At 37.0% G+C, this 18,331-nt stretch carries 16 protein-coding genes and 1 pseudogene; all 17 read left to right on the forward strand.

The annotated features are described in order from the left end of the window. The first annotated feature begins 1 nt into the window (after position 1). Positions 2–1,045 (forward strand): nucleotidyltransferase family protein, encoded by a 1,044-nt coding sequence (locus ONT18_RS16385; protein ID WP_264907046.1) that lies wholly within the window; start codon positions 2–4, stop codon positions 1,043–1,045. Positions 1,046–1,133: 88 nt separating this feature from the next. Further along, entirely contained in the window at positions 1,134–2,120 is a 987-nt protein-coding gene (locus ONT18_RS16390) for a hypothetical protein (RefSeq protein WP_264907048.1), read from the forward strand. Between the two features lie 2 nt (positions 2,121–2,122). Then, positions 2,123–3,871, forward strand: coding sequence for a hypothetical protein (locus ONT18_RS16395; protein WP_264907050.1), 1,749 nt, complete (start codon positions 2,123–2,125; stop codon positions 3,869–3,871). Then, a complete protein-coding gene (locus ONT18_RS16400) occupies positions 3,850–4,329 on the forward strand; it encodes an acyltransferase family protein (protein WP_264907052.1) in 480 nt (159 codons plus the stop codon). The genes ONT18_RS16395 and ONT18_RS16400 overlap by 22 nt, the downstream gene beginning before the upstream one ends. Positions 4,330–4,844: 515 nt before the next feature. Beyond that, the gene (locus ONT18_RS16405) at positions 4,845–6,383 is read left to right on the forward strand and encodes a hypothetical protein (protein ID WP_264907054.1); all 1,539 of its coding nucleotides are present in this window, start codon (positions 4,845–4,847) and stop codon (positions 6,381–6,383) included. Positions 6,384–6,433: 50 nt separating this feature from the next. Continuing rightward, positions 6,434–7,759, forward strand: a complete 1,326-nt coding sequence (locus ONT18_RS16410) for a UDP binding domain-containing protein (protein ID WP_264907056.1) — start codon at positions 6,434–6,436, stop codon at positions 7,757–7,759. 1 nt (position 7,760) lies between these two features. Further along, on the forward strand, positions 7,761–8,606 hold the full coding sequence (locus ONT18_RS16415; RefSeq protein ID WP_264907058.1) for a glycosyltransferase family 2 protein: 846 nt from the start codon (positions 7,761–7,763) through the stop codon (positions 8,604–8,606). Positions 8,607–8,608: 2 nt separating this feature from the next. Next, entirely contained in the window at positions 8,609–9,799 is a 1,191-nt protein-coding gene (locus tag ONT18_RS16420; protein ID WP_264907060.1) for an EpsG family protein, read from the forward strand. Position 9,800: 1 nt separating this feature from the next. Continuing rightward, complete coding sequence (locus tag ONT18_RS16425) at positions 9,801–10,703, forward strand: glycosyltransferase family 2 protein (RefSeq protein ID WP_264907062.1); 903 nt, start codon at positions 9,801–9,803, stop codon at positions 10,701–10,703. 81 nt (positions 10,704–10,784) lie between these two features. Further along, positions 10,785–11,774 (forward strand): annotated as a pseudogene (locus ONT18_RS16430) (mannose-1-phosphate guanylyltransferase). Positions 11,775–11,792: 18 nt separating this feature from the next. Further along, positions 11,793–12,887 (forward strand): DUF262 domain-containing protein, encoded by a 1,095-nt coding sequence (locus ONT18_RS16435; RefSeq protein ID WP_264907064.1) that lies wholly within the window; start codon positions 11,793–11,795, stop codon positions 12,885–12,887. Beyond that, positions 12,884–13,555 carry an MAE_28990/MAE_18760 family HEPN-like nuclease gene (locus tag ONT18_RS16440; RefSeq protein ID WP_264907066.1) on the forward strand — a complete coding sequence of 224 codons (672 nt, stop codon included), beginning with the start codon at positions 12,884–12,886 and terminating at the stop codon, positions 13,553–13,555. Before ONT18_RS16435 ends, ONT18_RS16440 begins: the two co-directional genes overlap by 4 nt. Before the next feature lie 13 nt (positions 13,556–13,568). Continuing rightward, positions 13,569–14,324 (forward strand): WecB/TagA/CpsF family glycosyltransferase, encoded by a 756-nt coding sequence (locus ONT18_RS16445; RefSeq protein ID WP_264907068.1) that lies wholly within the window; start codon positions 13,569–13,571, stop codon positions 14,322–14,324. 115 nt (positions 14,325–14,439) lie between these two features. Next, a complete protein-coding gene (locus ONT18_RS16450; RefSeq protein WP_264907071.1) occupies positions 14,440–15,777 on the forward strand; it encodes a nucleotidyltransferase domain-containing protein in 1,338 nt (445 codons plus the stop codon). Between the two features lie 111 nt (positions 15,778–15,888). Beyond that, on the forward strand, positions 15,889–16,383 hold the full coding sequence (locus tag ONT18_RS16455; RefSeq protein ID WP_264907074.1) for an adenylyltransferase/cytidyltransferase family protein: 495 nt from the start codon (positions 15,889–15,891) through the stop codon (positions 16,381–16,383). Next, complete coding sequence (locus ONT18_RS16460; RefSeq protein WP_264907076.1) at positions 16,304–17,128, forward strand: hypothetical protein; 825 nt, start codon at positions 16,304–16,306, stop codon at positions 17,126–17,128. Before ONT18_RS16455 ends, ONT18_RS16460 begins: the two co-directional genes overlap by 80 nt. After that, a complete protein-coding gene (locus ONT18_RS16465; RefSeq protein ID WP_264907078.1) occupies positions 17,091–18,302 on the forward strand; it encodes a sugar MFS transporter in 1,212 nt (403 codons plus the stop codon). Before ONT18_RS16460 ends, ONT18_RS16465 begins: the two co-directional genes overlap by 38 nt. Positions 18,303–18,331: the final 29 nt, after the last annotated feature.

Below are 18,331 nucleotides of genomic sequence, written 5' to 3' on the forward strand. Positions count from 1 at the left end.
GATGAATACAATACATATTATTAATAAACGAGAATCTCTTTTGTCAGCATTAAAGATAATCAATGAAATGGAACAAGAACCGTTGGTTTTGTTTGTTGTTGATGACGATGACAAAATGGTGGGTACGTTGACAGATGGCGATTCTCGCCGAGCTTTGATAGCAGGTGTTTCTGTTAATGACTCTATCGAGAAGGTGATGCATAAAAACTTCAATTTCCTTCGTAGTGGTGTTGATGATGATGTACAGCATCTTCATGAGCAGAAATTGAAGAAAATGAAGTTGGTTCCGATTCTTGATTCAGACAATCATATTGTTGATATAGTCAATCTGGAAAAGTATATTACACGACTTCCTATTGATGCAGTTCTTATGGCAGGAGGAAAGGGTGAACGTCTTCGTCCTTTAACGGAAAAGACTCCTAAGCCATTGCTAGAAGTTGGTGGTAAATGTATCATAGATCATAACATAGACCGATTAATTTCTTATGGAGTTAATCATATTGATGTAACTGTAAATTATCTTGCAGAACAGTTGGAGGAACATTTTGCTACTCCGCGTGATGGAGTTCAGGTTCGTACTTTCCGAGAGCCAAAGTTCCTTGGTACTATTGGTAGCATTAAGTTTGTAGATACATTCTATAATGATACCATCCTCGTAATGAATTCTGATCTTTTCACCAATATAGATTATGAAGATTTCTTCCTTCATTTTCAACAGAATGATGCAGAAATGTCGGTAGCAGCAGTTCCTTACAACATCAGTATAGAACTAGGTATTCTTGATTTGGATGGTCGTAACATCAAGGGACTCATCGAGAAGCCGAAGTATAATTACTATGCTAATGCTGGTATTTATCTTATAAAGAAGCGTGCCCTTGCTGAGATACCTGAAGACACATTCTTCCATGCCACTCATCTTATAGAGAAGCTTATTGCTCAAGGCAAGAAGGTTATCCGATATCCACTAAATGGAACGTGGATTGATATTGGTACTCCTCAGGAATATCAGAAGGCAAAGGACTTGGTTAAGCATCTAAAAAATTAAATAATTTTACATATGTTATTTGGTATCCTTGTTTCTGGAATAGATATGTAAATCAGTTCCTGTTTTAATTTTCAAATACTTAAGTTTTATGGAAGAAAGAGAATTGATTATATGTAACTCTAATATGTTTGTTCCTTATGTAATGACAGAATGTCTAAAGAATAAGACTAAACGATATGTAGTAGCTTCTGATACACCCAATATTAATCAATTTTTTGAGTTGTTTAATTTTGTTAATGTCATACAATTAGCATATTCTACAGGTAAGGTATCTGTTATTTATAAGGAAAAAAAGAAGATGAAATCTTTTCTAGCAAATTATAGAATAACAAAAGTTGTTTTTTATCATGCAGAGTTTGGCGAATTAGCCAATTGGCTTCTCTTGAAATTTGCAAAGAAAGGAGTAAGTATTGAATATCATAAGGTTTTTGATAGTATACCTGTACCAAAAGCAAAATGGTATCAAGGTTTAAAAATAAAACTCAAACAATGGTTATGTTTCAATTATTTTCCAGATGTGTTGGATGATGGAACAAATCTGTTCCCTTCTTTACCCAATAGCTTTTTTAAGCGTTTAAAGGCTGTTTCTATTGAATCAAAGATTGATAGAGCTTTAATTTGCAATGCAGTAAAAAGTTTAAATGATAAACTTAATATCAAAGGTAACGTATTGTTTGTTAGCGGATCTGTAGTTGCAGAAAATCTTGTTTCAAAGGAAGATTATGAAAACAGCATCAATGAGATAATCGATTTTATTGGGACTGAAAATGCTACTGTAAAAATGCATCCACGTTTCGATGATATGATAGGAAAAGAACGAGAGCTTAATGAAATACCAAAGTATATTCCAGGGAATGTTATTTTAGATGCTTTTGATATATACATAGGTTATTTTAGTACGTTGTTGGTGGAGGCTGCTCAGAATGGTAAAAAGGTAATATCCACCTTATACCTTATGAAACCTCAGAATGAGGCATCGCAGCAGAGATTTTATGAATATTTGGAAAATAGATTGAATGGTAAAGGTATTATTTATTTTCCAAAGACAATAGAAGAATTTAAAGATATATTCTAGTTATGAAAGAATTAATACAAATTAGTAATGTTGCATTTCCACAGGCAAAAACATTTGGGAGTCTTTACTATCGCGGAGAAAATATAAGTGACGACAAGGACTATCTTGTATTTTTTGAAGGATTTATTATTGATGAGTCTTTTAATAGTGCAAATATTCTCTCTTTATTTAAGAGTAAAGGATTGGAGTTTTTTAATCAATTGGAGGGCTCCTATAATATTATAGTAGTAGATAAGATAAAGAATAAGGTCTATATTACAAACGATTCAATGTCTATACGCTCCATCTATTATTATTGTAGTGGGGCAAAATTTGTTGTGTCAAATAGATTCTGGAACTCCGTAGATATTCTAAATCCTGATAAGGATATGTTGGATCTTGAAGCAATTTGTAGATATGGAGTTTATAACTCATATTTGTATCATAATACTCCAATTAAGGGCTTAAAATCCGTTCTTGCAGGAAGTAATTTTATACTTGACTTTAGTACTTTTAGTTTTACAGAATCTAAGTACTATAAATTTCAAGATTTTGTTGAAGACAAAAGACTCTCATTGGAGACTTCTGCGCATCAGTTTAATGAGGCGTTGAAGAAATTCTCCAGTTATATAAAAAGAATAACTACAACAAAAAAAATAGGGCTGAGCATAAGCGGCGGGTTAGACTCTCGAATTCTTCCTGGATTGTTTGGTAAAGAACCAACATATTTTGTGATTGTAGGAAAGAGAAATATATCAAAATTAGGCTTGAAACCATATAATTATTGTTATATAGATAAAATAGCAAAGGCATTTGGCATTAATATTATGAAGTTAGATCAGTCTTTGACTCCTGTTGAAGAAAAGATTGATATAGAAATGAAGAATTTTCCAATTGGTGGAGAAAACTTTATCAAGACCATTAATCCGAAGCGTTATGGTTTAAACTTTGATTATTTGGTTACTGCAGGTCATCCAGATTTGCTGTCTGGTGTGAGGGCTATGTCTGCCGAGGGTATTGATTTATTAGATATCATGGAAAATTATGAGGGTAATAGATATCTTAAAAGAGGTGTTAAAAGTGGTAAAGTCCATAAATTGGTAAAGTTATATCACTTAATTAAAGCTGGTAAGAATACTATCCAAATTCCATTACCTACAGATGTACAGGATTTTTATCCAATAAGAATATTTGAGAAAGATCAATTCTATAAAGCAACTCATTCATATATTAAAAATGATTTGTTTAAGGATGATGATTCAAATTCAATTTTGAAGTATCGCTATGATAATGGTTCTGATATTTGTTGTGGAGCATTTGAAAGTCTGACAGGACAGGTAAAGGAGACTTATTCTATGTTCTATCCTTTTGGTAACGATGTATTAAAGCATGTTCCTTTTAAATACATTAAGGACAGACTCGTTCTTAAGCAAACGATACATGATTATTATAAGAATGTTTATAATATTGAGAGTGAGCATAGCTTGTGTGGTATTCATGATGAGGAAAAAACATCTTGGCTAAAAATTATAAAGGCTATTATTTCTCAGAGACTGAGAGGTGTTTCTCATTTTGCAGATATGTTACCAGAACAAAAAGAAAGTTTTTTGTCTTTCTATGATAAGGAATCATTGTGGTTTAATGAAATCTTTGATAATGATTTAATTAGAAACTTAATAAATCAGCATTCTTATGTATTTATGGCTTACTTAAAATTAAAGTTAGTCATAGGTACCATTGAAAGAAAAGAATGGAAAAAATATTGTGTATGATGACAGGTTGCAAAAGAATCACATATATTGATATTGCTAAGATATTAGCTATGTTTTTGGTAGTTTATACGCATACTGCTCAAAATATAGCTCAAGACAATTATATGAATGAGATTGGTTTTACTTCTATCCAGTCTCTTCATATGCCTTTATTCATGATAATGTCAGGGTACTTTTTAAACTTAGACAAGCTAAAGAAAAATATAATTGCAGATTATTTAAAGAAAAAGTTTCTGCATTTAGTTTTGCCTACATTTTTCTGGTACACCTTGTTGGTTCTTGCTTTTAATGAGCCGCATGATTTGAGGACAATTGCCAATAGTTATTGGTTTTTAAAATCATTATTCATATCTCTAGCATTCATAATGGTATCTGTAAAGATAACAAACAGTGTTGGTGGGGGGGGCGATTCTAGCACTATTGATAGTTCTAGTTGTTCCACATATGGATATGTTTAGAGTGAATTTTACACTTCCATTTGTTTTGATAGGCGTTTTTTTCAAAAGAATAGAGTCAAAGTTTACACTAAGAGCATGTATTGCTCTATTGTTGTTATACATTTGTTTACTTTTTTTTTGGAAATATGATTATACAGTTTACGTGACGCCATTAACGAGAGGGGCTCTATCTAACCTAGAGCAATGGATTGCTTTTGGTTATAGAATATTAATTGGATCAATTGGTTCTTTCCTCGTTATGAGTATTGTCAAAAGGATTGATAGTTCCTTAAATGAGAAAGTTAAAAGCTTTCTGTGTTTACTGGGGAGTTCAACATTAGAGATATATTTGTTGCATTATATTTTTAATCGAATATTTTGCCTCTTAATTGATTGTGACCAGTATAGTCAATTTTGTTTGTCATTAGTATGCTTAATTCTTTCTTGTCTTAATATTATGGGATGTATGTTGATTAAAAAGTATATTGGAAAATCTTCTTTGTTATCGAAATTATTATTAGGAAAAAATATATAAAATGAGTAAAAGTAAAGCTGCACTTAAAAATTCATTATTTATGTATGTCAGAACAGGATTACAAATGTTGATAACTTTGTACTCTGTTCGCATCTTATTAGCCTCTTTGGGTGTATTTGATTATGGTTTATATAATACGATAGGAAGTATTGTTGTATTATGTTCCTTTTTGACGTCAGCACTAGCAAATTCTACACAGAGATTTATCTCTTTTGAATTAGGAAACAATAATATGCTGAAGTTGGCTTTAGTTTATTATGGCGCATTAAAGATACATAGATATTTGTCTTTATTAATTGTAGCTATATGTGAAGTTGTAGGCTTGGTTTTTATTTATAACTATATGAATGTTCCACAAGACCGTTTAGTAGAAATGAGTTTAGTCCTCCAGTTCTCGATATTGGTTTTTGTATATAATATTTTAATAGTTCCTTATAGAGCAATACTTACAGCTTATGAGCGTTTTGATTGGATTTCTATTCTTACAATAGTTGAATCTATTTTGAAGCTATTAATTGCTTATCTCATAAGTTGTTTCTCTTCGAATCGCATTATTTTATATGCATTGTTTTTCCTGTTGATTACAATGATAATCTTTCATTTATATCAATTTGGAAGTAGAAAATATACTGTAATCCTCAAACCTTTTTCTGATATAGACGTGCTTGTCTTAAAGAAGATGGTTAGTTTTGGTGGATGGAATTTTTTAGGTGGAATAGGTCAGGTAACAATGAATCAACTTAGTAATATGATGATTAATGTTTTTTGCGGACCATTAGTTAATGCTGCCCAAGCTATTGCAACTCAAGTAAATTCTTATGTTAATAAGTTTATTCAAGACTTTCTTTCAGCAATTCAACCACAAATCGTTAAGAGTTTTGCTTCCAATGATGATTCTTATCTAAGAAAAGTTGTTTTTTCAGGGATGAAGCTCTCGTTCTTTTTAATTGTTGCAGTTGCTATTCCGATTGCTTTTAATATAGAATTTATACTAACTTTATGGCTAAAAGAATATCCTGAATTTGTTCCTGTATTTATTAAGTTGTTATTAGTAAATTCTGCAATTGTTGCTGCAACAGGTACTTTAAGTACTCTTATAGAGTCTAATGGAAATATAAAGTGGACACAAATTTCATATACGATAGTTTTAGTTTCATGCACATTATTGTCTTACTTTGGACTTAAGTTTACTCATGATGCTAATTGGGTCTACTATTCTTTGATTTTATCTTCATTTCTTTGCTTGGTGGTAAGAGTATATTTTGCAAAGAGATTTGGATTAATATGTTTATCTGATTATTTGCTTTTGTTTGTTAAGTGCTTTATACCTTATACTGTAGTATATTTATCATTATATTATGTCTTAAGTATGTTTTTGGATAATTCGGGTATCTTATACCTAGGTTGTTCAATTTTGCTAGCAATACTTTTTCTACCAAGTTATGGATATTATATATTCTTAAATTCTGTAGAACAAAATTTTGTGAAAAATATAGTTTCCACATTGTTTAGCAAATACAGGTCAAAACAATACAAATAATCATCTGTATTTTTTTATATATATTGTTGATAATGATTAATTTAAATGATATGAATGATTTTAAAGATATAAAGGTAGCAGTAGCCGGTACCGGCTATGTAGGTCTGAGTATAGCAACCCTGTTATCTCAGCACCATCATGTAACAGCAGTAGATGTAATCCCTGAGAAGGTGGAGAAACTCAATAATAAGATTTCTCCAATCCAGGACGATTACATCGAAAAGTATTTGGCAGAAAAGCCATTGAACCTCGTGGCAACCCTTGACGGCAAATCAGCCTATAAGGATGCAGATTTCGTAGTGATTGCAGCACCAACCAACTACGACCCAGTGAAGAACTACTTCGATACAACCCATGTAGAAGAAGTCATCGACCTGGTTCTGGAGGTAAACCCAGATGCAGTGATGGTCATTAAGAGCACCATCCCTGTCGGTTATACCCGTAGCCTCTACTTGAAGTATGCCAAGAAGGGCGTGAAGAAGTTCAACCTTCTCTTCTCTCCAGAGTTCCTTCGTGAGAGCAAGGCTCTCTACGATAACCTTTATCCAAGCCGCATTATCGTAGGCTATCCAAAGATTATCGAGCGCCCAGAGTTCGAAGAGGAGAACGAGGCTATCAAGTCTGTAACCAATGTCGACATGTTGAAGGAAGCTGCCAAGACATTTGCCGCTTTGCTCCAGGAAGGTGCCATCAAGGAGAACATTGATACTCTCTTTATGGGTATGAAGGAAGCCGAGGCGGTTAAGCTCTTCGCCAATACCTATCTGGCACTCCGAGTAAGCTACTTCAATGAGTTAGATACATACGCAGAGGTAAAGGGACTCGATACCAAGGCAATCATCGATGGCGTAGGTCTCGACCCACGCATCGGCACCCATTACAACAACCCAAGCTTCGGCTATGGTGGTTATTGCCTGCCAAAGGATACCAAGCAACTCCTGGCAAACTATGCCGATGTTCCAGAGAACCTGATAGAGGCAATCGTAGAGAGCAATCGTACCCGTAAGGACTATATTGCTGATGCCGTACTCCAGAAGGCAGGCTATTACAGCTATGCTGATGCCAACAGCTATGATGCTAGCAAGGAGCACAACTGCGTGATTGGAGTCTATCGTTTGACCATGAAGTCAAACAGCGATAACTTCCGCCAGTCTGCCATCCAGGGCATCATGAAGCGTATTAAGGCAAAGGGTGCAGAGGTAGTTATCTATGAGCCAACATTGGAAGAGGGCAGCACCTTCTTCGGTAGCCGCATTGAGAACAACCTCGAAGCCTTCAAGTCACAGAGCCATGCTATCATCGCCAACCGTTATGATGCTTGTCTGGATGATGTAAAGGATAAGGTATATACAAGGGATATTTTTAGAAGAGATTAATATGAAAAAGACTGTAGCTGTTTTACTGACAGTATTTAATAGAAAGGATATAACACTTAAAGGCTTATCGACATTATATGCTGCGATGAAGCCCGTAGAGGATAAATATTCTTTCGATGTTTATATGACCAATGATGGTTGTACGGATGGTACTCCAGGGGCTGTGAAAAATTGCTTTCCTGATGTACATATTATAAATGGTGATGGTAATCTTTATTGGAGTGGAGGGATGCGTAAGGCTTGGGATGTAGCTAGCAAAACGCTTGACTATGATTATTACTTATGGTTTAATGATGATGCTGTTTTATATGAAAATGCATTACAAGTTTTGTTAAGTACAGAAGAATCCTATTCTAATTCTATTATTGTTGGTAATATGTGTTCTTCAAATGACAAAAAGAAACTATGTTATGGAGGAAGGGATTTGGATAAAAAGCTAATTGAGGTTAATGATAGTTTTGCAAAAAAATGTAACTCTTTCAACGGTAATTTAGTACTTATTCCATCTTTCGCTTTTAAAAAACTGGGGACAATAAGCAAGGTATATTCTCATTCGTTTGGCGATTTTGATTATGGTTACAGAGCTTATAAGAAAAAAATCCAAATGTATATTTGTCCAGGTTTTCAAGGTATTTGTAATCGCCATGCATCATTGCCAATTTGGTGTAATCCAAATTTTAAGCTAGCAAAACGTATTAAAAACTATTATTCTCCTCTTGGTAATCCTCCTCGTGAGGCATTTCATTTTGATAGGATACATAAAGGTACGTTAATTGCTTTAATGCATATTATTACAAATCATGTTCGTCTATTGTTTCCTAAAATTTGGGATATTAATATTATATGATAATGGATAAATATCTAGTATTGAACTTTTTTTTGTGTTTTTTGTTACTTCTGCTATTTCCTTTAGGAGCAGTTTTTGTGTCCATGTTTTTGCTGTTTGGTAAAAAAGAAGGAAAGTATATTTGGCTTTTTTCTTTAATGGTTGCAAGTTACTTATCCTTTATAAATTGTTCGAAGGATATAATGTCAGACCCTGATCTTCCTTGGTATACAACACAATACTTAATGGCAGGCGATATGAAGTTTATTCCATATATATTTCAATTTGGTATGAATGGTAAGGGACGTGAATTGTTTTTTCCTACTTTTAATTATTTAGTGTATTTTATAGCAAGAGACAATGTTAAATTGTATATTTTCATCCATTCCTTTATTTGTTACTTTTTAAGTTTCTTGGCGATAATTAGACTATTTGAATACATGAGAGTTGACAGAAAAAACATTATTTATCCCATTATTTGGTTCGCATGTTTTCCATGGGTTTTTACATATACTAGTACTTTATTGAGACAGTTTTTGGCTGGGTCGATTCTACTTTGTATTATAGTTGATCATTGTTTCTATAAGAAAAAAATGATAATACCATATATATGCATGTTTTTGACTCATACTTCTTCACTTATATTTCTTCCATTGTTATATTTGAATTTTTTTAAAAAGAAAATTACAATTAAAACATTGGTTTTATATGTTTGTGGATTACTAGTATTTGTTTTTATTCAATCAATTTCATCATTCCTGTTTAAGTTTGTAAGTGGTGATAATGCATTGTCTTATGTGCTCAGTAGGGCTTCAACCAATACAACATTTGAATTACCTCCTTTAGGAGTAAGTAAAATTCTTTTCTTGATTATGTGTATTATATTATGCTTATACGCATTTTACTCAAAGAAAAAAAAGATAATGCTGTCTATAGAGCACTTACCAGTTATTAATTGTATAGTTGTTTTTAATCTATTTATTTTGGCAAATTTAAATCAACTAGAATTAAGTAATAGATTCTTCTTTTATTCATCAATATTGTCAATATTTCCTGTAATTTATTATTTTGGAAATAAACAATTTAGTTCTGCAAGAGCTCTAGGATTTTCTTTAATAATGAATTTAGTCCTAATTTTTTATATCACAGGTTCATCTTATGACTATAATATACCTTTTGGACTTTTATTGTTTCCTATAAATAATTTCCTTTAATATGTACACATTTTCAATAATAATTCCTCATAAAAATAGCTCACGCTTACTGGAAAGATTATTAATTAGTATCCCCCAAGATGATATGATACAAGTGATAGTAATAGATGATCATAGTATTGTAAGTGAGAAAAAATGTTTGAATGAATTACAAAAAAAATATTCATTTGAATTATATGTTAATACGTATGTTTATGCTGGTGGAGCTAGAAATGTAGGTATAGAGCATGCTAAGGGTGAGTGGGTTCTGTTCGCTGATTCTGATGACTTTTTTGAACCAAATGCATTTGATATATTAAAACAATATGTAAAATCAAACTTCGATATTGTTTATTTTAATGTAACGAGCAAGTTTTCTTCAGATTTATCTAATGGTTATCGTGATAAGTATATTAAATCTATTCTAGAGAAATGTAGAAAAAATAAAAGAATGGATATTTTAAGATGTTGTTATACTGTACCATGGGGAAAAATGTATAAAGGAGAATTCATAAAGTGCAACAATCTTCGTTTTGAAGAAATTATTGCAGGGAATGATATGATGTTTTCTGTAACTGCAGGTATCATTGCTAAAAATATTACATTTGATTTTCAGGAAATATATTGTGTTACTGTTACGGAAAATAGTATTACAACAACATTATCAAAAGATAGATTTGATGCCCGATTCCAAGCTACATTACGCGTAAATGATGTTTTGAGAAAAAATAATTATAGTAAATATCAAATTTCTATTTTATACTTTTTAGGTAAATCTTATCAATTTGGTATAAAATATCTGTTACATTGTATTTATGAATGTGGGCGTCATAGAAGTAATATCTTTAAAGGTTTGGAAAAAATATTTTATGTTAAGCAAGTCTTAATGGATAGGCAAAATACAAACAAGTTTATTAAATCATAATCTTTTACTTGTAAATTTATGATTATTAATTATACGTATATCATAATCATGGCCGGCGGTGGTGGCAGCCGCTTCTGATCAATGTCAACCCCAGATTACCCAAAGCAGTTCATTGATGTGATGGGAGTGGGTCGTTCCCTCATTCAATTGACGGTAGATAGATTGAAGCCAATCTGTCCTGTCGAAAACATGTGGGTGGTGACAAACGAGAAATATATCAGCATTGTCAAGGAGCAAATCCCTGACATGCCAGTAGATAACATATTATCAGAGCCGGAGGCACGCAATACCGCTCCATGTATCGCTTATGCCTGCTGGAAGATCCAGAAGAAGCATCCTGATGCCAACATCGTGGTGACACCATCCGATGTCCTGGTCATTAATACCTCGGAGTATCAGCGAGTGCTCTGCAAGGCATTGAGCTATACATCCGATAAGAACGCCATCGTTACTATCGGAATTAAGCCGAGCCGCCCGGAAACAGGTTATGGCTATATCGCCGCAGCAGAGCCAACATCCGTAGATGAAATCTACAAGGTAGAGGCTTTCAAGGAAAAGCCAAACCTGGAGACTGCTGAGCAATACCTTGCCGCTGGTAATTACTATTGGAATGCCGGAATCTTCGTATGAAACATCGATACCATCAGCAAGGCAATCCGAACCTTCCAGCCAAACCTTGCCAGCATTATGGATGAGATGGCTCCTTCTTTCTATACTGAACAGGAGAAAGAGGTAGTCGGCAAACTCTTCCCAACCTGCGAGAAGATAAGCATTGACTATGCCGTGATGGAGAAGTCTAAGGATATCTATACCCTGCCAGCCGAGTTCGGCTGGAGCGACTTAGGTAGTTGGGGCAGCCTCCGCACCTTGCTTCCACAGGATGAGGCTGGCAATGCCAAGGTAGGAAAGGACATCCGATTGTATGAATGCAAGAACTGCGTGGTTCATGCAGCCGACGAAAGCAAGGTGGTAGTTCAAGGCTTGGATGGCTATATTGTAGCCGAGAAGAATGGGCAATTGCTTGTCTGCTCTTTGAAAGAGGAACAGAGAATTAAAGAATTCGGAAAATGATAAATAATATAAATTTAAATGACTGAAAATATGTTGACACCAGAAAAAAAACAAAAGATTGAAGATCAGATAGAACTTCAACAGAACGCAATTTCATATGATATGAAAGAGTTTACAATAGAATTGTATGTTAATAAATATCTTAAGGATATAGATAAAGAAGATAACGAACTGTATGTTCCTGATTATCAAAGAGAATTTATTTGGGATGATAGACATCAGTCTCGTTTTATTGAAAGTCTTTACTTAGGATTACCAGTCCCTTTTATGTTTTCAGCAGAAATTAAAGAGAGTGGAAGATTGGAAATTGTAGATGGTTCGCAGCGAATTAGAACTTTGGCTGCATTCTTATCTGACGAACTAACTTTATCCCATTTGGAGAAACTTTCTGAAATGAATGGTTGTAAGTATTCAGAACTTCCTGTTGGCTTACAAAGAAGCTTTAAAAATATATCAATCAGAATGGTTGTGTTATCTGCTAAAGCTACAGAAGATGTAAGAAATGAAATGTTTGACCGTATAAACACAAGTAGTGTGCCTTTGCTGCCGATGGAAACGCGTCGAGGAATTTATAAAGGTATTTTTACTGATTTTATTGCAGAATTGGCAAAAGAACCTAGATTTAAGAAACTTTGTCCACTGGCAAATTACATGCAAAATAGAAGGGAAGAAGAGGAACTCTTGTTGAGATTGTTTGCTTTTAGCGAGATATTCCCTTCGTTTTCGATAGTAGAGAACAAAGGGGTTGCTAAATTTTTGGATAATTACTTGGCAGAAAAAAATAAAACCTTTAACAAAAATGAAAAGGCCGTACTGAAGAAAAATTTTTATAATCTTATAAATGCAATAGAAAAAATATATCCTAATCAAGGCTTTGCAAAGACAAAGATGGCTATAGGAATTTCTAAGCCATATTTTGAGGCAATTGCCGTTGGTATATATTTAGCCCTTATTGATAATCCTGATATTAACTTAGTAGCGAAGAAAGAATTGATTATAGACAAAAATAACAGAAATGAATTCTTTAAGTTAATTGAAGGTCGATATCGAACTCATACAGCTCAAAAGATACGTAATAGAATTGAATATGTAAAAAATCTGTATCTTAAATGATAATAGATAAAAATTTTAAAATGCGGGTGGAGGACATTAATGAAATTTTCACCATGCTTTCATTTGTATTAAAGCTAGAGTCACACAAAAACAAGCCATTGTTAAATGATGATACAAAAGAAGAATTGTATGTTACTCAAGAAATGCAGTGTGTGTTAAAAGCTCAATTTCTCTTGGTTCTATATAATTTAGTAGAATCAACTGTAAATGATTGTTTAAATGCATTATATGATGCTGTTTTTGATGACAACTTGACATATTTTTCCCTATCAGATGATATGAGAAAAATGTGGAGAAGTCATATGAAACGTCGCAACCATCCAAGTTTTGATAAGCCAGATGATGAGATAATGACTATGAAAATTAAATTTGAGGAATTGGCTGTTAATATATCAGGTAGCTTAGATATTAGAAAAATTTTTGAAATATTCCAAAAACATGGTTGTCCTTTAGATGATAAAGATAGAGGTGAGTTTTCTAATAGTTTTTTAATTGTGAAAAATCGTAGAAATATGTTAGCTCATGGTAACATTTCATTTTCTCAATGTGGTGCTTGTTATATGCTAACCGATTTGGAAAGGTTTAAAAATCATATTATTACTTTTATGCAGATGGTTACAACGACGATGAAACAACACATTAGTGATCATAAATATAAACGATATTAGGGCGATAATAGAAATGAAAACAGTAGAAATCTTAAATATTGAAATTCAGAACATTACCCGTCAGGAACTCTTGGAGAACTTGAAGGAGGGTGTTCTTGTGACTCCTAATCTTGACCATCTGATTAAACTTCAGAAAGACAAGGAGTTTTATGATGTATATCAGAAGTCGGAATGGGTGGTGTGTGACAGTAAGATCCTCTACCTGTTCGGTAAGTTGTTGAAGACTCCAATTAAGGAAGCGATTCCGGGTTCCAGCTTCTTCACCTCTTATTATATGTATCATAAGGATGATGCTGACTGCAAGATATTCCTGCTTGGTGCCAAGGAGGGTATTGCAGCCAAGGCTATGGAACGTATCAATGAGAAGGTGGGGCGCCAGATGGTGGTAGGTGCTCATTCTCCTTCCTTTGGCTTCGAGAAGCATGAGGATGAATGCGAGGAGCTGGTTCGCATCGTGAACGAGAGTGGTGCTAATGTGCTGCTCGTTGGTGTGGGTGCTCCAAAGCAGGAGAAGTGGATAATGAAGTATCGTGATAAGATGCCTGGAGTAAAGGTGTTCATGGCTCTGGGTGCTACCATTGACTTCGAAGCTGGAACATTGAAACGTGCGCCTAAGATTTGGCAGAAAATCGGTATGGAGTGGCTGTATCGTTGCATGAAGGAGCCAAAGCGCCTCTTCAAGCGTTACTTCGTGGATGATATGCAGTTCTTCTATTACTTTGGTAAGCAGCTCTTGGGAATATACAAGGATCCTTTCCGAAAAAAGTAGGATTACTTTCTTCGGAAGAACTTACATAGCAAGGCTATCGGAAGAAGGATGATAGCTGCTATGTAGGATAATATGATGCGTATGGCTTGCTTCATGCGTGCAAAAGTACAACTTTATGTTGAAACAACAAAAGATTTTCATTGATTTCTTGCGATTCTGTATTGGTTCTGTCAAGGAGATTCCTGGTTCTTTGAAGGAAGCGGATTGGCAGGAATTATATGCTATTGCCAAGAAGCAATGCCTGGTGGGTATTCTCTTTGATGGTATCAAGAAGTTGCCTGCTGAACATGTAGGGATGAAGAAGGAACTGCTGCTTCAATGGATGGCAGAAAGCCAGATGTTGGAGAATGCGAATGTTCGGCTGAATGATGCTGCCATCCAGGTTTCTGAGTGGTTCCGGAAAAAGGGATTCAGAACCTGTATCCTGAAAGGGCAGGGGAATGCATTGATGTATCCGAATCCTTATTCTCGTACGCCTGGTGATATTGATATCTGGGTAGAAGGTGGAGATAAACGAGTTATCTCCTTTGTCCGCTCTATCTCGCCTCATGAAAAGGCGTGCTATCACCACATCGAGTTCCCATCGTATAAGGGTATTGAGGTGGAAGTGCATTATCGCCCTAGCTTCCTGTTGTGTTTCTGGCATAACAGAAAGCTTCAGAAATATTATGAGAGGGTGAAGGAGGAGCAGTTCTCGCATCGGGTAATGTTGGGGGAACAAGGTGAGATTGCGATTCCGACAGCGGAATTCAATCTCATCTTCCAGTTAACTCATATTTATGCTCATCTGATGAATGAGGGGATTGGGTTAAGGCAGCTTCTGGATTACTACTATGTTCTTTGCGACTTTTATAAAGTCTATCAAAATTTTTCGAAAACCCACCCGTCCTCCCTTACCCTTAAGGGAGGCTCCACCGCTTTCCCCAAGCCCCTTTCCCCTCAGGGGACAGGGGATGTAACCGCTCCTCCTCGTCGCTCGGAACCGCTACGCTCTAAGGATGGCGGACCAAAGCGGTCTTCGCCAAATTGTGCGGGATGGGACCGCCGGGATGCTATTGGGGATATGACTTTTGCAACTGCTGCTCGCTCTTCTTTTGCTGCCAATTCTTCTGCAGCTATCGATAGGGTGCAGAAGGAATTGAAGGAGTTGGGATTGTGGAAGTTTGCCGGGGGTATCATGTATATCATGCAGGAGGTGTTCGGCATGCCTGCCTCTCGCCTTATTGTTCCTCCGAATGAGAAGTATGGTAGGTTTGTGCTGAATGAAGTGCTGGAAGCCGGGAATTTCGGAAGGCATGATGCCCGGAATCGGTTTGGTAGGTCACAGCTTGGACATAATCTCCAAAGGGTGTATCGGGATATAAGACTCGTGAGGTATTTTCCTGCTGAGGCTCTATGCGAGCCTTTGTTTAGGATATGGCACTTCTTCTGGAGGCTAAAATATAAAAAATAAAATAATCAAATAATTAATTGAAATAATTCTGTTTATGTTTATCGAGATGCAGATAGGTAATCAGCTAGATGAGGTTGACTGTCTGCACTTCGATTATCAATGATAATCATAATGAAGAAAAAAGTATTTGTAAGCGGTTGCTATGACCTGCTGCATTCCGGTCATGTGGAGTTTTTCCAGCAGGCATCACAGTATGGTGACCTGTATGTGGGTATCGGATCGGATGCTACTTATCTGGAGTATAAGCATCGCAAGCCTATGTTTCCGCAGGAGGAAAGGCTATTCATGGTCAAGAATATCAAGGCGGTGAAGGATGCGTATATCAATGAGGGAAGCGGAGTCATCGATTTCCTGCCTACTCTTGATAAGGTGAAACCGGACGTGTTTGTGGTGAACGCTGAAGGTGGGTCTGATGAGAAACGTAGGATCTGTAAGGAAAGGGGCATCGAATATGTCGAACTCCAGCGCACGCCTCATGCTGGTTTGAAGGCACGTTCTTCTTCTGACTTGAAGAAGGCGTTATCGAATGTATCTGAGAATTCGGCACAGGAGGCGGGGATTCCTACCCGTCTGGATCTGGCTGGATCTGGCTGGTACTTGGATTGACCAGCCTTATGTAAGCATGCATCATCCGGGATGGGCGATTACCATCTCGCTGGAACCGACCTTTGAGGTGCGCGACCGCTGCGGTCTGTCTACCTCTACCCGTAAGATGATTCAGAAGATATGGCCGGTGAAGTTGCCGAAGATGGACCCGGAGATGCTCGCCCGACTGGTATTCTGCTTTGAGAACAATCCGGAGCGTCATGACGGTATCATCTCGGGTGCCCAGGATTCTATCGGTATCTGTGTTCCCGGTCTGGTGCGTCATTATTATGACAATAACTTCTGGCCGGAGAAGATAGAGAGTACGCAGGATGAGATGACCCTCCGTTTCCTGGAAGACCATCTGGTGATGATTCCGATGGAACCGAGACGGCCGGGATGCAGTGTGGTGGAAGGTAAGGATATCACGCCTGAGAAGGTGAAGGCGCTGGCTGATGCGGCTGATGCCTGCTGGAAGGCGATTCTGGCGCACGACCTCGATGCCTTTGCTGCAGCATATAGGGCATCTTTCGAGGCCCAGATTGCGATGTTCCCGGGTATGGTGAATCCGTCTGTCAACGGTGTGATAGAACCGGAGGCGAGTGTACAGCCGATGATAGACCGCTACAGCAACATGGAGGAGGTTCTGGCATGGAAGATGCCGGGAGCCGGTGGCGGCGGTTATCTGGCACTGGTAGTAAAGGACAGTCTTAAATTTGCTGAGAATCATGACGAAGCCATCCATCTTCAGATACGAAGGGCATAACTATCTGGTGCCCTTCCTCATCATCAGCAGCCTCTTCTTCATGTGGGGCTTTGCTCATGGCATCCTCGAAGTGCTGAATCCGCATTTCCAGGAGTCGTTCCATATCAGCAAGGCGATGTCGGCCCTGACGCAGACTGCTGTCTATGGTGCCTACTTTCTGATGGCGCTGCCTGCCGGATGGATTATCCGGAAGTGGGGCTACAGGAGGGGAGTGATAACAGGACTGGTTCTCTTCGGTATCGGTGCTCTGATGTTCATACCGGGAAGCAGGATCAACAGTTTCTACTTCTTCGTTCTGTCGCTGTTTGTGATAGGATGCGGACTGACCTGTCTGGAAACGAGTGCGAATCCTTATACTACGGTACTGGGACATCCTGACAAGGCAGAGAGCAGAATCAACCTGTCGCAGTCGCTCAATGGTATCGGATGGATTGTAGGACCGCTGGTTGGCGGACAGCTTCTGTTCTCGGGTGTCAACATCGCCATTCCTTATGCCCTGGTGGGTATCTTCGTGCTTGCTGTGGCGCTGGTTCTGTCAAGAATCAAGTTGCCGGACCCAAGGAGAGCGCATGAGGCGGATACGAACGAGAAGGTGGAGGAGAAGCCGATGCGAGTGATGGCATTCGGTTTCGGTATGCTGACCTTGTTTCTTTATGTGGCTGCCCAGACGGGTGTGAACAGTTTCTTCATCAACTATGCAGAGGAGAGTATTCATATAGAGAAGCAGACTGCCAGTCTGTATCTCGCCTTTGGCGGAATGGGTCTGTTCTTTATCGGCCGACTGGCTGGTGGTGTCATCATGAATTATATCCAGCCAAGGCTGGTGCTTCTGGTCTGCGCCATCCTCACCTTTGTTGCTACATTGATTGTGGTGGTATGTAGTGGAACCTTATCTCTCATTGCGTTTTTCGCCCTGTATCTGGGAGAGAGCATCATGTTTCCGACTATCTTCTCGCTGGCATTGAGGGATGCGGGTACAAAGACCAAACTTGCCTCTTCATTGCTTATCATGACGATAGTGGGTGGTGCGGTTGCTCCTGTAATCATGGGGTATATTGCGGATACTACGGGGAGTATGGCGATTGAATTTCTTATACCGCTGGTATGTTATGGGGTGATTGGAGGGTATGCTGCATTGCCTAGATACTCTTCGACTGATGTCGAGAGGGGCTGAAAGAGTGATGAATTTAGGAAATGCTTATA

The organism is Segatella copri (genome assembly GCF_026015295.1).
Classification (GTDB): Bacteria; Bacteroidota; Bacteroidia; order Bacteroidales; family Bacteroidaceae; genus Prevotella; species Prevotella copri_C.

What these genes read in the sequence shown, in the direction of transcription:
- ONT18_RS16465 (WP_264907078.1), top strand. Translation starts at nt 17,091, where the DNA reads ATGACGAAGCCATCCATCTTCAGATACGAAGGGCATAACTATCTGGTG.
- ONT18_RS16400 (WP_264907052.1), top strand. Translation starts at nt 3,850, where the DNA reads ATGGAAAAAATATTGTGTATGATGACAGGTTGCAAAAGAATCACATAT.
- ONT18_RS16385 (WP_264907046.1), top strand. Translation starts at nt 2, where the DNA reads ATGAATACAATACATATTATTAATAAACGAGAATCTCTTTTGTCAGCA.
- ONT18_RS16420 (WP_264907060.1), top strand. Translation starts at nt 8,609, where the DNA reads ATGGATAAATATCTAGTATTGAACTTTTTTTTGTGTTTTTTGTTACTT.
- ONT18_RS16405 (WP_264907054.1), top strand. Translation starts at nt 4,845, where the DNA reads ATGAGTAAAAGTAAAGCTGCACTTAAAAATTCATTATTTATGTATGTC.
- ONT18_RS16455 (WP_264907074.1), top strand. Translation starts at nt 15,889, where the DNA reads ATGAAGAAAAAAGTATTTGTAAGCGGTTGCTATGACCTGCTGCATTCC.
- ONT18_RS16460 (WP_264907076.1), top strand. Translation starts at nt 16,304, where the DNA reads ATGTATCTGAGAATTCGGCACAGGAGGCGGGGATTCCTACCCGTCTGG.
- ONT18_RS16440 (WP_264907066.1), top strand. Translation starts at nt 12,884, where the DNA reads ATGATAATAGATAAAAATTTTAAAATGCGGGTGGAGGACATTAATGAA.
- ONT18_RS16415 (WP_264907058.1), top strand. Translation starts at nt 7,761, where the DNA reads ATGAAAAAGACTGTAGCTGTTTTACTGACAGTATTTAATAGAAAGGAT.
- ONT18_RS16435 (WP_264907064.1), top strand. Translation starts at nt 11,793, where the DNA reads ATGACTGAAAATATGTTGACACCAGAAAAAAAACAAAAGATTGAAGAT.
- ONT18_RS16445 (WP_264907068.1), top strand. Translation starts at nt 13,569, where the DNA reads ATGAAAACAGTAGAAATCTTAAATATTGAAATTCAGAACATTACCCGT.
- ONT18_RS16395 (WP_264907050.1), top strand. Translation starts at nt 2,123, where the DNA reads ATGAAAGAATTAATACAAATTAGTAATGTTGCATTTCCACAGGCAAAA.
- ONT18_RS16425 (WP_264907062.1), top strand. Translation starts at nt 9,801, where the DNA reads ATGTACACATTTTCAATAATAATTCCTCATAAAAATAGCTCACGCTTA.
- ONT18_RS16390 (WP_264907048.1), top strand. Translation starts at nt 1,134, where the DNA reads ATGGAAGAAAGAGAATTGATTATATGTAACTCTAATATGTTTGTTCCT.
- ONT18_RS16410 (WP_264907056.1), top strand. Translation starts at nt 6,434, where the DNA reads ATGAATGATTTTAAAGATATAAAGGTAGCAGTAGCCGGTACCGGCTAT.
- ONT18_RS16450 (WP_264907071.1), top strand. Translation starts at nt 14,440, where the DNA reads ATGTTGAAACAACAAAAGATTTTCATTGATTTCTTGCGATTCTGTATT.